This window comes from Gluconobacter japonicus (assembly GCF_015244665.1).
GTDB classification, from domain to species: Bacteria; Pseudomonadota; Alphaproteobacteria; order Acetobacterales; family Acetobacteraceae; genus Gluconobacter; species Gluconobacter japonicus.
On record NZ_JABCQN010000002.1, the window covers coordinates 196,579 to 211,761 of the forward strand.

Genomic DNA, 15,183 nt, shown 5'->3' on the forward strand with positions numbered 1-15,183 from the left:
GATGCGTCAGACAGATTTGCAGGATCAGCCCTCATGAATAACGCCTCGGAGCCGGAGTGGTCTCTGACGCTACACGCGTCCATTCACGACATTGGTTCTGTTGAATGGGACGCCTGTGCCGGAGACGAAAATCCCTTCGTCTCATTCGCGTTTTTATCTGCACTCGAAGATAGTGGCTCCGTTGCAGATCGAACAGGCTGGCTGGTACGTCATGCAGCCCTTCGTGCCCCGGACGGAACCATTCTGGCACTGGCTCCTCTCTATGGAAAAGCCCATTCCATGGGAGAGTATGTCTTCGATCAGTCCTGGGCGCGGGCCTATGAAGCCGCCGGGGGTCGGTATTACCCTAAATTCCAGTGCGCTGTGCCCTTCTCTCCTGTCCCCGGTCCACGTCTTTTGCTTCGGAAAGACCTGCCAGACCCAGACGCTGTCGGGCAGGCTCTTGCAGCGGGGCTTATGCAGGCTGCGTCCCAATTAGGTCTGTCGTCCGTTCATGCGACCTTCTGCAACGAACAGTCCATGGCGGCTTTCGAAAGAGCGGGATACCTGACACGGCTTGGCGTACAATATCATTGGCATAATCAGGGATATGGCAGTTTTGAAGACTTCCTGAACGCGTTGTCCTCCCGCAAACGCAAGGCCTTGCGCAAGGAACGGAAATCCGCGCAGTCCTGTGGATTGACCTTCGTGACCCGGCGCGGGCAGGATATCACGCCCGCTGACTGGTCCGCGTTCTATCGCTTCTATCAATCCACCATCGACCGGAAATGGGGGAGTGCTTACCTTTCGGAAGCATTTTTCCCGATGCTTTCGAAGCGACTGGGGGACCGGGTGGTTCTGATGATGGCCGAGCATGAGGGCAAGCCTGTGGCCGGGGCGCTGAACCTGATGGGGCAGGATGCGCTTTTCGGCCGGAACTGGGGATGTGAAGGGGACTGGCCATTCCTGCATTTCGAGCTCTGTTACTATCAGGCCATCGACTTTGCGATTGCTCATGGTCTGAGCCGCGTTGAGGCCGGCGCTCAGGGGGAACACAAGATCCAGCGTGGCTATCTGCCAGCCTTTACACAGTCTGCTCATGCCATTGCTGACCCCGGCCTGCGCAATGCGGTGGCGGCGTTTCTGGATGAAGAGCGGGCGGCCATTCGCGACGAAGCAGAAGCCCTTGCGGAATATTCTCCCTATCGTCAGGACGACTCGTCCTGATCGTGCCGGTTAACGATTGGGAAAGGGTCTGACGGGTAAGCTCTTTCCTGACAGCGGGATGCCGGAGCTTCAGTCGTGGAGAACAGTACCTATATTGCCCTTTCGCGTATGGACGCCCAGCAACGTGCCATGTCGGTCGTCGCGGACAACATGTCGAACGCTTCGACGGTTGGCTATAAGCGCGAAAGCGTTCTGTTCAGCGATTATCTGTCCAAACAGCACGCCGCCAGTCAGCCAACAGGCTCCGAGACACAGGCTTATACCCAGGACCGCGCAACCTATCGGGATTTCCAGCAGGGCGATCTGCAACAGACCGGAAATCCGCTCGACCTTGCGTTGGGCGGGGAAGGCTACTTTCAGGTGCAGACAGCCAACGGTGTACGACTGACGCGTGCCGGGCGCTTTGAGAAGCAGCAGGACGGAACCGTTGTCGATGAAGCGGGTAATGCGCTTCTGGATCGCGAAGGGCAGCCCATCGTCCTGCCAACAACCGATCATCGGCTGACGATTTCATCGGACGGTGTGATTTCAACTGAAACCGGCGAGGCGGGGCAGATCGGGATCGTGACGGCACGCGACAACAATACGCTTCAGGCAGAAGGCAGCCATCTTCTGCGCTCTGACCAGCCGACGAATGCTGTTGATCGCCCGCAGGTCATGCAGGGGATGCTCGAAGGCAGCAATGTGCAGATGATGTCTGAAGTCACGAAAATGATGGATATCCAGCGCAATTTTGATTTTATGGCGCAGTTCGTGAATGCCGAAGCGACCCGCCAGCAGAACGCAATCGACAAAATCGTTCAGGTTTCAGCCTGACAGTTTTCCTGACGGGACAAGGATACATTCCACATGCGCGCACTCGACATCGCCGGAACGGGCATGCAGGCCCAGCAGACCAACGTTGAAACCATTTCCAACAATATCGCGAACATGAGCACGACAGGCTACAAGCGTTCGCGTGCCGAGTTTCAGGATCTGATTTACCAGAACATCCGCCGTGTCGGCACCAGCTCTTCCGATACTGGCACGACGGTTCCGTCCGGTGCACAAGTCGGTCTCGGCGTAAAAACAGCAGCGATTTACCGCATCAATGATCAGGGTAGTCTGGAGCAGACCAGCAATTCTCTGGATCTTGCCGTTCAGGGAAAAGGTTATTTCCAGATCCAGCTTCCGTCAGGGCAGTTGGCCTATACCCGGGACGGTACGTTCTCGATGGATAATACGGGATCGCTCGTCACGGCAGATGGTTACCAGTTGAGCCCGACCATCACGATTCCCAACAATGCCCAGAGCGTCAGCATTGATCAGTCCGGGCAGGTGAGTGTGACGGTTGCCGGACAGAATAACTCCACGGTGGTTGGTCAGATCCAGCTTGCGACATTCACCAATGAGAACGGTCTGGATGCTATGGGGCAGAATCTGTTCACGCCAACCACTGCGTCTGGGGACGCGATGCTGGGAACACCAAATACCACCGGATATGGCAGTGTCATGCAGGGGTATGTTGAGAATTCCAACGTCAATGTTGTGACGGAAATTACTGATCTCATTACAGCGCAACGTGCTTATGAGATGAACAGCAAGGTCATCACTTCCGCTGATGACATGATGCAGACCCTTAACAATCTGGGTGGTCGTTAATCATGGGGCGTGGGCTGTCGTGCCTACCCCTGTTGGCGTTGCTCGCCTCTGGGTCTGTGCATGCAGCAACTTTGCGAACCAATATTCGCGTCGACCATCCACGGGTTCGTTTGTCCGATCTGTTTTCTGGTCTGACCGCCGGGCAGGATGCTGACATTGGCGATGCGCCCGCGCTGGGAGGCAACTACGTTGTCGGTGGACCTCAGCTTACAGCGATCGCTGCTCAATTCGGGGTGGACTGGCCAGACGCTTCGCCTCTCGTCTCCACAACCGTAACGCGCGCAACCCGGATGATTGAAGAAGACGATGTGCTGCCCGTGTTGAGGCAAAGCTTCGACTTCCCGGAAGATGCGCATGTTGAAATGACCCTGGTCGGTTTTAAACCGGTGGCTGTCCCTGCTCAGGAGACAGCGGCTCCGACTGTTTTGCATCTTGATTGGTCGTCCCATGAAGGAGGACATTTCAGTGCTCGTATGGAAATTCCTTCAAGTACAGGTGGGAAAGGAACCGCATTTCCTGTTACCGGCACCGTGACGATGGAAGTTAAGGCTGTTGCGCTCCGGCATTCTGTTCGGCCGGGGCAACCCATTCTCCCTGAAGATGTGAGTGTAACTTTGGTCAGGTCTTCAGACGTTCCGGATGATGCGTTGCAATCGATAGATGATGCCGTGGGGTTGGAAACAAGGAGCAGCCTGTCTGCCGGGCAGGTTCTCGCCTCTTCGCAGCTTGTTCATCCGCAGCTTGTCAGGCGCGGATCACCAGTCGTTCTGTCCTACTCCCAGTCAAGCCTGCACCTGACTGTGTCCGGCACTGTCATGGAAGCAGGGGGAAAGGGCGACATGGTGCATGTCTATAATGCAAGCAGCCGTATGGTTCTGACTGGGCGTGTTATTGGCAGAACGGAAGTAGAAGTCATTCCAGGTATCACACCTCTCTCTGCTGACAGCCGGAACCGCCCGGAGGCGGTAAGCCTGCCGACACTCTGAAAAATCAGGCTTTCTCTGGTTGGGAGCTGGAACGGCCCAGTCGGTGAATACGCTGTACGATCCTTGCACTTAGTCGGCGCACCCATTTCCCAATCGCATCCATCCAGAGATAGACAATCGGCGTCGTATAAAGCGTGAGAAGCTGGCTCACGATCATTCCGCCCAGCACGGAGACACCCAGCGGCGCACGCATTTCGCTACCATAGCCGTGCCCGATAATCAGCGGTACGGCCCCGAGAGCCGCAGCGAGGGACGTCATGAGAATGGGGCGGAAGCGCGTGATGGACGCTTTGAAAATAGCGTCTTTGGGAGACAACCCTTCAGACCGTTCGGCATGGATCGCAAAGTCGATGACCAGAATGGCGTTTTTCTTCACGATACCTGTCAGAAGAATAATCCCTATGACCGCCACGACGCTGAAGGGTAGCCCAAAACACCACAGCCCCATGACCGCACCAATGCCAGCGGAGGGAAGCGTTGAAAGAATCGTGATGGGATGGATCAGGCTCTCATAGAGAATACCCAGCACGATATACATGACAGCAATCGCGGCTGCGAAAGCGATCAGAGCATTGATCATGACCTTGGTCGTATCGCCTGCAGTGCCTGTAAATTCACCCAAAATGCCGTCAGGAGCATGCGTTTCCTTCATGGTGTCCTGAATCAGTTTGACACCTTGGGCATAGGTGACACCCTGAGCCAGATCGAAGGAAATCGCTGTCGAATAATAGCCAGAACGATGGGTAACATCGAGTGGCTGCTGCCTCCATAGAACGGAGGCCACATTATCCAGCGGGATCATGGTTTCTGTCGAAGACGACACGGCTGAACCGCTCGATTTGTTGCCAGAAATCTGGTTGGCAAGAGAGTTCTGGATAGATGAGGAAGCAAGAGACGCGAAGGTGCTTTCCGTAGCAGTGGTAGAGGCTTTGGCCCGGATCAGGTTTGACGCTACGCCACCGGCAGCCGTCCCAGCCGAAGTTGAAATCCAGATTTGATGCAATGTATTCGGGTCTGTCCGATATTTGGGATCCAGGACCATGATGACACGGTGTGTCGTGAGTGGCAGATGAATAGTGGAAACAATGGCCTGACCGTAAGAATCATACAGGACATTCTGGATAAGCTGAGGCGTTACGCCGTATCGCGCTTCTGTGTCCCTGTGTACGGTAATATAGGCAGCGACGGACTGGCTTTCTGTTGCAGATGAAACGTTGATCATCTTCCCCGATGCGCGCAAGGCCCCCAACATCTTCGGCAGATAGCTGGTCAGGCTGGCAATATCTTCGCTGCGGAGCACATAACGGTAGGCGCCGGTGTTCTTCTGGCTGCTGCCGCCCTGGCTGTTTCCACCGACGTTCCAGAACATGACGTCTGCGCCTGGCTGAACCGGAACGGCTTTGCGAATACGGGCAAGGACCGTGGCTACGGGAGCGCGGTCGCTCTTTTCCTTGAGGTGAAGGTAAAGTTCACCCGAATTCTTGTCGTCGCTGAAAATCGTGGTGGATGTAATGTCCGGGTCTTTCTGGACGATGGCTCCAACAGCGCGCAATCGGCGATCAATTTCATCAAAGGACATGGTCGCATCTCCTTTGATACGGCCGCCGATCAAGGAAATGTCCTGCTCAGGAATGAACTCCTTTGGCATGATGATGACGGACCCGACCAGCAGGATGAAGCTGAGAGGAAGGGTGAGGCCCATCAGAACCGTATGGCGAAGGCACCAGTGCATGGAGCGTGCATACAGGCGGACCATGCCGTCTAGGCCTGCTTCCGTAACGCGGATGATCGCACCGCTCAGGCCAGTGCGAGGGCCTGTTCCATGGTCAATCTCCAGCATACGTGCACACATCATGGGCGTCAGCGTAAGGGACAGCCACATCGAGATCACGATGGCGGAAATCATGGTCATGCAGAACTCGAACATGATCGAGCCTGCGGTTCCCGGAAGGAAAAGAAGCGGGATGAAGACAGCAACGAGGGACGCGCTGATGGACAGGACCGTGAACCCGATCTCGGAAGACCCGACAATACTGGCTTCGTAACGGTCCATTCCGTTTTCCATGTGACGGGCGATGTTCTCCAGCACCACGATCGCATCGTCCACCACAAACCCGACAGCGATTGTCAGGGACATCAGGGACAGGACGTCCAGCGTAAAGTTGAAATACGCCATGGCGGCGAGGGTGCCTGATAGGGCGATCGGCACCGTGACGGCAGGAATGACGGTCGTCATCACTTTTCGGAAGAACAGCAGGATGACCAGAACTACCAGAATAACCGAGATGACAAGGGCTTCCTTGGCATCGTCGAGGGCGGCCCGGACGGAGCGGGAAGTATCCAGCCCTACAACCAGTTTTACGCTTCCTGGCAGTCCAGCTCTCAGCTTGTCCAGATTGGCGTTGATCCCGTTGACGATTTCTACGGTATTGGCATGCGGTTGCCCTGAGACGACCATCGTAATGGCGCGGTGACCATTGATGTAACTGGTCTGATAAACGTCCTGAACGCCATCATAGACCTTGGCAACGTCTTTGAGGCGAACGGGGTAGAAGCTGTTCCGGTATCCGACGATCAGATCCTGATACTGGTCCGCCCTGACCGCCTGATCGTTGGTGGACAGCAGCATCCGCTTGCCGTGACTGTCGATGAAGCCTTTAGGCGTGAAGGCGTTGGCCGATGCGAGCGCGGTCCGGATATCTTCAAATCCGATACCCCATTTGTAGAGGGGGCCGGGATTGAGTTCCACGCGAACAGCAGGGTTTGATGATCCGACGACTTCTACACGACCGACGCCCTTGACCTGAGCGAGGTAGGGTTTGACCTGAATATTCGCCACGTCATACAGCTCGGCCTGCGTCAGCTGATCGGTTGTGATGCTGAGCAGGTAAACCGGAAAGCCACTTCCATCGAGTTTAAACGCCTGGGGATCGTCATCCAGAGTACCGGAAGGCAGGTCACTCCGTGCCGCTCTGAGCGCGGCTTGGACGTCTCGCAGGGCTCCATCGATATTTCGGGAAGAAGAAAACTCCAGAAAGATCTGCGCCTGCCCCTGACTGGTATCGGATTCGATGTGTTGCAGATCGGCAATTGAGCCGAGACGACGCTCCAGCGGCGTCGTGACGGAGGTTGCCATCTGTTGCGGGTCGGCGCCTGGTTGGGTCGCCACGACCATGATGTTGGTCGTCGTTGCATCGGGCATCGTCGCAACAGGTAGTAGAGGATAGCAGATGAGACCCGCCATGAAGATGGCGATGGACATCAGGGTCGTCGCGACGGGGCGATCAATGAACAGGCGGCAGAAATTCATGCCGACAGCTTATCCTCGATTACGGCTTTTTGGTCATTACCATTAGGACACGAAAAGTCATTTCGTGCGATGAGAATGATCAGTAATCCGGCATTCCGTGGGGTTGGGCCGAGGGTTGACGGCAGTAATAAAGTTCTGTCAGTCGTGGTGGCAGAAGATCCGTCAGCCTTGCGCCGAGAACAAGCCATTTCGGGAAGGTGACACGTCGCTTACCAAGCAGTGTTCCCCGGAGAATGTGACGTACGGCTGTGTCTGTTGAAACCAGTCCTGGCATAGGAAAACGGTTTTTTCTAACCATTGGTGTATCTACAAAACCACAGCAGACACTGGTTAGGGTAATCCCTGATTTTTCCAGTGTTGAAGCGGTTGCCACCGTGAAGCGGTCAAGCGCTGCCTTGGAAGCAGAATAGGATGGGGTACCGGGATAGGACACAAACCCGGCTACTGAAGCAATTACGCAGATCCGGCCTCGCCGGCCGTGTGGATCAAGAGCCTGCTTCTTCATGACGTCCATGGCAGGGAAGAGCGTGTTCAGGGAGCCTAGAAGGTTGGTCTCAATCATGAGACGGGCATGATCTTCGCGTTCCACCATAGGAATGGCCGTGTTTGCTGGCGGAAGGCCGCCTGTAATGCCAGCACAGGCGAAGACCATGTCCAGTCGTCTGGTCGCTTCTGCATGAATCCACTCGGCCATGCCCTCTCGGTCCCGCGTATCAAGAACGCGGGTTTTGACAGTAGCGCCCAGGTTTTCGCAAAGACGTCGTGTTTCGTTCAGACCCTTAGGGTCACAATCTCCCAGTACAAGGTGGTGATCTGCTCGGGCCAGCCGACACGCCAGCCCTCGACCAATGCCAGAGGCCGCACCTGTGATCAGGATTTTCACCGGGCGGGACAACTGCTGGGGGGCGTTTGTCCTGACATGAGAGACCGCACAAACGTATGGGCATCTGTCGTTACGGCACTGAGTGTTCCGTTATGGCTTGCGCCGCCATAAGTGTGATGGGTGACGGATGTTCCAGCCGCACAGAGGGCGGAAACCAGACGTTGTTGCTCCTTGGGGTAAGAATGAATGTCCTGTGTTCCTGTTGCGATCATAACCGGCGTGGAAAGTGACAGGGAGGGATATTCTGCCCATTTCAACGCAGGTGTCAGAACTGCTTCCGCATCGGGGCGCAGCGTGGAGGCCGGTGTCAGGCCAGAGCGGTGGGCCGTGGGAAAGAAGTCTGAACTGCATGTTGTGGCAGCGTCGTGCATGAGCGCCAGTGCCCGCGTCGTGAATACAGCGTTTGGATCAAAGGATGGGTCGGCCTGCGAGAGGGAAGCACCCAAGGACAGAAGTTCGGGCACGGCTGGCGAGAAACTGTGCGGATTGCGCGGATGGAGAAGATCCTGAACACCCTGCGCGTCGAGATAAGGCGGAGCGACCGCGACCGTTCCGACGATATGTAATTGTGGCGCGTAGGTTGCAGCCATGGCGGAAGCTGCAAGAGCAGCCTGAGCACCTTGCGAATGACCGCTGAGAACGGTTGTCAGGGAGATGGACGGGAAGCGGGCATGGGCGGCGCGGACAGAGTCCAGCATGCTCATGCCTTCAGAACGCGCATTGAGCAGCAGGGCATCCCCTGGTTCTCCGAGGCCCGGATAATCCGTTGCCACGATCGCAAAACCCTGTTGCAGCCATGGCGCATAGAAATGCTCCTGCACCGTTCCCAGACCCATGACTGAAGGGGCACAGGTCAGGTGAAGGCCACTCTCTCCGTGTCCCCACGCCAGAACAGGCCAGCCGCCAGCGGGAGGTGTGCCGCGTGGGATCAGGACTTCAGCAGAAACGCGCACAAGCTGTTTCGGATTTCGGGCATCCGAACTCCGGTAAGTCAGACGCCAGGCCTGTCCCGGAATATGGGAGATCATATGATCGATCTGAATGGCCTGTCCGGCGGCGACCGGTGCGCTCAGCGAGTAGGAATCCCCATCGTCCTGAGACGCGCAGCCTGAGAGAAGAGCGAGGGACAGTCCGAAAAGAGCGGTTGTACCGAGTGTCTTGTAAAAACGGGTCAGGGTCATGGCTGCTTGTGATCTCCAGCGCAGGAAAACGCATCATAGCAGCGGAGGTTGTCTGCGGGGAGCCTTCCTGACTTGGAGGACTGGCCATCCGGCGCTACAGAAGAGGCACAGTAAGAAAAGGATAGACCATGAGCGATACCCCTCCCGATCGTCTGTGCGCCAGCCCAGACAGCCCTTACTATAACGAAGACGTTCTGATGCGCGGTGTTGGTGTTCGTCTGAAGGGCGAAGAGAAGACCAATGTTGAGGAATATTGCATCAGCGAAGGTTGGGCTCGTCTGTCCGTAGGCAAGGCTGTTGACCGTAAGGGCCGTCCAATGACGTTGAAGGTCACCGGGCCGGTTGAAGCCTGGTTCAAGGACGACACGAAAGACGCATGATGACACAGGTCAGCCCACGCCGGATCATTATTGACACGGATCCGGGACAGGATGATGCCGTGGCGATTCTGCTGGCGCTGGCCTCGCCAGAAGTGAAGGTGGAAGCGATCACGACCGTTGCTGGGAATGTGCCGCTTTCCCAGACGACCAAGAACGCCTGTGCCCTGCTTGAACTGGCAGGACGCGAGGATGTCCCTGTCTATGCGGGAGCGGCTCGTCCGCTCCATAAGGCGCCCATCAGCGCTGAGCATGTGCATGGGGAAACGGGAATGGGGGGGGCAAACCTGCCTGAACCCCGGCTTCGTGAGCAGGCGATTGATGCGGCAACGCATCTTGTCGATGTGCTTCGGAAAGAGCCCGCAGGCAGCATCACGCTTGTCTGCCTGGGTCCGATGACCAATCTGGCGCACGCCCTGACGCATGCCCCCGATATCGCGCCAAAAATTGCCCGTCTTGTCGCGATGGGCGGCGCGCAGCGGGAAGGCGGCAACATTACACCAACCGCCGAGTTCAATTTCTTCGTTGACCCTCATGCCGCGAAAATCGTGATGGCTGCGGGCATTCCCGCGACGCTTCTGCCGCTGGACGTCACTCATCGCGCTATCGCCACACCACGCAGGCTTGCGCCGATTGCAGGCCTGAAAACGCCCGTGGGAGATATGGTGGTGCGGATGCTTGGAGCGGAAGATCGCTTCGAGAAGATGAAATACGGCTGGGAAGGCGGCGCTCTTCATGATCCACTGACGATTGGTTGGCTGCTGTGGCCAGACCTGTTCAGTGGTCGGGAGTGCAATGTTGAGATTGAGGTCGAGGCGCCTCTTTGCCTTGGGCAGAGTGTTGTTGATCTCTGGAAAGTAACCGATCGCCCGTCCAATGCGTTGTGGATTGATCACGTTGATTCCGACGCGTTTTATACCCGTCTGACGGAAAGACTGGCCCGTCTGACCTAGGGTTCCCTCATTGTCAGTCCCGTGACTTTGGAGCATCGAACATGCCAGACCCGACCCCACAGGATCGCTTCTCCGTTGTCATCGTCGGCGGTGGTGCCGCTGGCATCACAATTGCTGCTCAACTGAAGCGCCAGAGACCGAACCTCTCGGTGGCAATCATTGAACCCTCAACGACGCATGCTTACCAGCCGGGTTGGACGCTTGTAGGTGCAGGCGTCATGACACTGGCGGAAACGCTACGCCAGGAAGGTGGCCTGATCCCGAAAGACGTCACCTGGCTTCGGGATAGTGCGGTTTCATTCGAGCCGGATGCCAACACTGTCACGCTGGCAAGCGGGCGTGTTGTTGAATATCGCCGCCTTGTCGTCTGCCCGGGTTTGCAACTGGACTGGGACAAGATCGAGGGTCTGCCCGAAACGCTTGGCCGTAATGGCGTGACGTCCAATTATTCGCGCGAAACCGCTGCTTATACCTGGGAGTGCATTCGCCATCTGGATGGCGGGAAGGCTCTGTTCACACAGCCTCCGATGCCGATCAAATGCGCAGGTGCTCCGCAGAAGATCGTATACCTGGCCAGCGATCATTGGCGTAAGGAAGGGTCACTCCACCGTACGGAAGTTGATTTCTCTATTGCGGGAGATGCGCTGTTCGGGGTGAGCTATTTTGTCCCGTCTCTTCAGCGCCAGATCGACTTCTATGGGATCAACCTTCACAAGAAGGAAAATCTCATCAAGGTGGACGGTGAGAAGCGGGAAGCAACCTTCCAGATCGTTGGAACGGACGAAACTGTCGTCCGCAAGTTCGACATGCTGCATGTCGTTCCCCCACAGAGCGCGCCGGACTTTGTAAAGAAAAGCCCTCTGGCCAATGCGGGTGGATGGCTGGATGTCGACCCATCGAGCCTGCGTCATGTGAAATACGATACCGTGTTCGGGGCTGGAGATGTTCTGGGCACGAGCAATGCCAAGACAGCCGCCGCAGCCCGTGAACAGGCACCAGTTGTTGTGACCAACCTGCTCGCATCTCTGGATGGCCGGCCGCAGACAGGTGCTTACGATGGGTATGGTGCCTGCCCGCTGACGGTTGCTTATGGCAAGGTTGTGCTTGCAGAGTTCCTGTATGGTGGGAAGGTTGCTCCCAGTTTCCCATACGACCAGCGCAAGCCGAGTCGTTTTGCCTGGCTGCTGAAAACTGAGGTTTTTCCGCGGCTGTATTGGCAGGGAATGCTCAAAGGGCATGATGTGAAGGTCAAGCACAAGGTCAAAGAAAGCACCTGAACCTTAATAGGTGTAGAAATAAAAAAGGCCGGGAGGAAACTCCCGGCCTTTTTTGTTGTCTTTCTGGTCTGTTCAGAGGGTCACATTCACGCCGAAGTGGAATGAGCGAAGGATCAGGCCCTGCTGGCTCCATGCGGAATTGTACAGATAGGAACCATATGTTGCGAAGTCATACGGGGACTTGAAGCCAAGGAGGTTGTAAACGTTTGCGTACACGTTCCACCGGTCGTTGAACCGGTAGTTGACGGTCAAATCGACGTCCCAGAATGCCTTGGTGCGGCACTGGTTGGGCGTGAAAGCCTGCTGGATGGATCCAAAGCTGGAGCAGGTATTACGGGTTCCCGCGCCCGTTTGATCTTCAGCTACAGTTTTGTAACCGCTAGTGTAATAGACGGTCGGTGTAACCGCCAGTTTTTTGTAAATGAACGTGTTGGACCAGTTTGCGCGCCAGCGGGGCGTACCTGATGCTGAAACAGCACCAAAAGGACCAATTGTTCCAGCGTAATGCTGCACCTGACCGTCTGGCGTTGTCAGATTAAAGCTGTGAACATACGTAGCGCTCCCAGTGCTGATCCAGCGCACATCATGCAGGACACCCGGCAGACGGGATGTTGCAGAAACCTTGAAATCTACACCATCTGTGACGACCTTATTGGTGTTCAGGTAGCCAAGGTTGATGAGTGCTGGACGTACCGGTGCGTCTGGGTGCTGTGCGTCGACAATTTCCGGAGTGACGCTGACGCCAGCTGGAAGAGCTTCACCGGCTAGATAGGCTTCAGCGACAGATGTCGTGCTAACCGGGTTGGGTGCAATATAATTCGACTTCTTAATGTAGTAGTAATCAAAGCTAAAGTTTAGCCAGTTGGTTGGTTTGATGAGAGCGCCGCCTGTAAAGTTGGTGGCGATTTCCGGCTTCAAACGGGGGTTGCCGCTGGCGTTCGTTCCAATGCTGTAAGACTGGGCATAGCTGTCTGGCGTGCCATTGGGGTTAAGATGCTGGTTGATCCAAGCCTGATTACGAGGCTGATACGTCGTGTAACCGACGTTGGAACCGCCCGTTTCCGCAAAGCTCGGAACGCGGAATCCACGAGAGAACGTGCCGCGCAGTGAGAACTGCTTGACGGGTGTGAAGATCAAGCCTGCTTTTGGTGTATAGTGGCTAAAGCCTTCCGAATAATGATCGTATCGACCAGCAATGTTGCCAGACAGCATTTTGTGGAACGGAAGGCCCACCTCGAAGAAGCCGGATTCAACCCAGCGGCTGCCCTGTGCATTGAACGGATTGATCGCACCCGTGTACTGCGCTGTTGGATCGGACGGATCGTAGGGGTTGGCGCTGGGGTCGTTAAGGGACTCGTAACGAACGTTGCCACCGATCGCGAGATCGACCGTTCCGCCGGGTAGTTTGAACAGGCCTTTGCTGAGCGACATTTCGCCAGAATATTCCTGCGTACGGGCGTTCATGACGTTTGGCGGTGCAATGGCTTTGCGAACGGCATTGGTATTTTTGGATGGATCAACGAAGTTGTAGGTGCCATTAGTGATGGCGTCCTGAATCCCGCGAATTGTCGGAACGCCTAGAATAGTCTGTTCAAGCGTTGTGTTCATACCGACGAAATTAACATCGTAATTCCAGTCAGAGCCCCAGTTGGAGGCAGCGGAACCATTGTAACGGGCGGCTCCGCGGAAGTTCTGGCTCAATTGGGTGTTCACGCGCTGAATATCGCTGAACATGCCAATAACCTGTGCCGCCTGACCTTGCGCTGCGAATGGGTTGTTTGGGTTAAGCGATCCATCAGGCAGATACACGGGCAGAGGCGTGCTGAGGGTGTTCGCTGCACGAGCCTGAGACTGTACACGAATACTGACAGGTGTGCCGGTGTAAGTAGAAAGAGCCTGAGAATAGGTAAACATCGCGGTCAACTGGGAACGCGGTGTAACCTGCACAGTCGTATGAATTGTGGCGTTGATCCGGCGGAGAGACGGAGAGACCTGTGAATAATCACCAACAGCATTCTGGGTGCAAGCCTGACTGATGGATCCTGCCGGTGTTCCAGCCGCGTTTCCGCTGACCAGAGAGCCGAAAGAACCACATCCTGCAGCTGGGTTCAGAAGTTGATATGGTCCAATACCGCCACGACCACCATCACTCGGGCGGACGACTGTTGCGGGGGTGGCACCAAAATTCGAAATGGAGCCATCAGACCCAAGAACGTTGGTGTTTCCGTTCTCGCCACCGAGTTTGGTCAGGTCGCCGGTTTTATATGGATATCCAAGCTGGCGATTATAGAGGGCGTCATCCTGCTGATATTCGGAGTTGATATAGACGTTATAGCCATCCTGACGCAGATCACCGAAACCGTAGGTGGCATAAAGCTTCTGGTGCCCGGTGTCCCCACGCTGGGACAAACCACCTTCCGCATTGCCTTCAAACCCCTTGATTTCTTTGCGGGTCACATAGTTGATGACACCAGCAACCGCATCAGCACCGTAACGGGTTGCTGCGCCGTCTTCCAGGACATCCGTGGATTCCATGATGGATGACGGGATCCAGTTGGTATCAACGAAGTTACGCTGGCCGTCGTCAGACAATGGATAGTAGGACAGGCGCTGTCCATCCATCAGTACCAGCGTGGAATCTGAACTCAGACCACGAAGCGAAGGTGCAGAGGCACCGCCCGCAAAAGCGCCGTTCGCGGAGAAAGCGTTGGTCAGGCTACCCGCACCATTCGAAGACAGCGCCTGCAGTGCGTCGGTTACGTTGGCAAATCCACGCCGCGCCATATCCGCACGGCTGATATGTGTGATCGGCGACATGCTGTTGACGTTTGGGTCGTGCAGCAGAGAGCCGGTCACTGTGACGTGTTCGGAACGGACAGATTCGACCTGCTGCAGGTCTTTTTTCTGTACGCGCGTAATTGTCGAGGCTGCGGTAGCAGGAGCGGAGCTTGTTGCTGGAACTGCCGGAGCCGACTGTTGAACGGGAGCAGTAACTTTCGACGCACTCTTTTTTGTTGTGGAATGATGTTTGGCAGGAGCCTGCGCATTGGCCTCTGTAACTGGGATGGCACAATATGAGATGCCCGCCAGAAGTGTAATTTTCAGAAAACCTGTTGGTACGCTCCGGAAAATCCCGGTGCGGCCTTGCTTGGGTGGAGACGCTGACATGAGAAGCGGTTTCCTTGCGCGTAACGTTTCAATTGTATCTTCAGTTACAAAATTGAAAGAAAACGTCACTGGTCCGCAATAGAAACAAACGTAATCAAGATCAAGAATTTCTATATGTGTCATAATTGACACTATTGTTTCAAAGTATGTTTATTGAGAAAGGTGTGTTTTGTAAAGTGTAGTTCAATTCTGGTATGAAAT

At 55.7% G+C, this 15,183-nt stretch carries 11 protein-coding genes; 7 read left to right on the forward strand and 4 right to left on the reverse strand.

What is annotated here, in order from left to right; genetic code table 11:
• Positions 1–33: 33 nt before the first annotated feature.
• The 4 genes from HKD32_RS04340 to flgA all read left to right on the forward strand — a co-directional run bounded on the left by HKD32_RS04340 (position 34) and on the right by flgA (position 3,833).
• Positions 34–1,206 carry a GNAT family N-acetyltransferase gene (locus HKD32_RS04340; protein ID WP_061931383.1) on the forward strand — a complete coding sequence of 391 codons (1,173 nt, stop codon included), beginning with the start codon at positions 34–36 and terminating at the stop codon, positions 1,204–1,206.
• 75 nt (positions 1,207–1,281) lie between these two features.
• On the forward strand, positions 1,282–2,022 hold the full coding sequence (gene flgF / locus HKD32_RS04345) for a flagellar basal-body rod protein FlgF (protein ID WP_010503060.1): 741 nt from the start codon (positions 1,282–1,284) through the stop codon (positions 2,020–2,022).
• A gap of 33 nt (positions 2,023–2,055) precedes the next feature.
• On the forward strand, positions 2,056–2,847 hold the full coding sequence (gene flgG / locus HKD32_RS04350) for a flagellar basal-body rod protein FlgG (protein WP_007284063.1): 792 nt from the start codon (positions 2,056–2,058) through the stop codon (positions 2,845–2,847).
• A gap of 2 nt (positions 2,848–2,849) precedes the next feature.
• Positions 2,850–3,833: a flagellar basal body P-ring formation chaperone FlgA gene (gene flgA / locus HKD32_RS04355; RefSeq protein ID WP_061931385.1), complete on the forward strand. Its 984-nt coding sequence runs from the start codon at positions 2,850–2,852 to the stop codon at positions 3,831–3,833.
• A gap of 4 nt (positions 3,834–3,837) precedes the next feature.
• Here the strand turns inward: flgA and HKD32_RS04360 are convergent, their stop codons facing one another.
• The 3 genes from HKD32_RS04360 to HKD32_RS04370 form a co-directional block, all read right to left on the reverse strand.
• Entirely contained in the window at positions 3,838–7,143 is a 3,306-nt protein-coding gene (locus HKD32_RS04360) for an efflux RND transporter permease subunit (protein ID WP_061931387.1), read from the reverse strand.
• Between the two features lie 79 nt (positions 7,144–7,222).
• A complete protein-coding gene (locus HKD32_RS04365; RefSeq protein ID WP_061931389.1) occupies positions 7,223–8,026 on the reverse strand; it encodes an SDR family NAD(P)-dependent oxidoreductase in 804 nt (267 codons plus the stop codon).
• Positions 8,023–9,207 (reverse strand): lipase family protein, encoded by a 1,185-nt coding sequence (locus HKD32_RS04370; RefSeq protein ID WP_061931391.1) that lies wholly within the window; start codon positions 9,205–9,207, stop codon positions 8,023–8,025. Before HKD32_RS04370 ends, HKD32_RS04365 begins: the two co-directional genes overlap by 4 nt.
• A 128-nt stretch (positions 9,208–9,335) precedes the next feature.
• Between HKD32_RS04370 and HKD32_RS04375 the strand changes: the two genes are divergently transcribed.
• From HKD32_RS04375 to HKD32_RS04385, 3 genes are read left to right on the forward strand one after another with little or no spacing between them, the layout of a single operon-like run.
• Complete coding sequence (locus HKD32_RS04375; protein ID WP_061931393.1) at positions 9,336–9,587, forward strand: DUF3297 family protein; 252 nt, start codon at positions 9,336–9,338, stop codon at positions 9,585–9,587.
• Positions 9,584–10,537, forward strand: coding sequence for a nucleoside hydrolase (locus HKD32_RS04380; protein WP_061931395.1), 954 nt, complete (start codon positions 9,584–9,586; stop codon positions 10,535–10,537). Before HKD32_RS04375 ends, HKD32_RS04380 begins: the two co-directional genes overlap by 4 nt.
• Positions 10,538–10,578: 41 nt before the next feature.
• Entirely contained in the window at positions 10,579–11,814 is a 1,236-nt protein-coding gene (locus HKD32_RS04385) for an NAD(P)/FAD-dependent oxidoreductase (protein WP_061931397.1), read from the forward strand.
• 72 nt (positions 11,815–11,886) lie between these two features.
• Here the strand turns inward: HKD32_RS04385 and HKD32_RS04390 are convergent, their stop codons facing one another.
• Positions 11,887–14,982, reverse strand: coding sequence for a TonB-dependent receptor plug domain-containing protein (locus HKD32_RS04390; protein ID WP_228118771.1), 3,096 nt, complete (start codon positions 14,980–14,982; stop codon positions 11,887–11,889).
• Positions 14,983–15,183 lie beyond the last annotated feature (201 nt).